General features: G+C 52.0%; 1 pseudogene. It reads left to right on the top strand.

Annotation, left to right across the window (positions count from 1 at the left end):
- Positions 1-235 (top strand): annotated as a pseudogene (locus tag FSO04_RS49005) (hypothetical protein); the annotation flags it as partial.
- Between the last annotated feature and the right edge of the window lie 13 nt (positions 236-248).

The raw sequence follows: 248 nt of genomic DNA, 5'->3' as shown, positions 1-248 counted from the left end.
GGGTCTGGAACTCTCAGAAGAAAAAACCCGGATCACGAACATAGCGGACGGTTTCGATTTCCTCGGTCAGAACGTGCGCAAATACGGCGGCAAGTTACTGATCAAGCCAGCGAGGAAAAGCACTAAGAGACGGTTTCAAAAAGGCTCCTGCATAGATCGCTGGAGGGTATTCCAACAGATGAGGCAAGCGGCGAACTTCAAGAAAGCTTCATGGATCCTGGCAAGGCGCTCGTAGCGGACTCGAAGAC

The sequence above is a fragment of the Paraburkholderia madseniana genome (assembly GCF_009690905.1).
GTDB lineage: Bacteria > Pseudomonadota > Gammaproteobacteria > Burkholderiales > Burkholderiaceae > Paraburkholderia > Paraburkholderia madseniana.
This window is presented reverse-complemented; position numbering and strand designations above follow the sequence as displayed.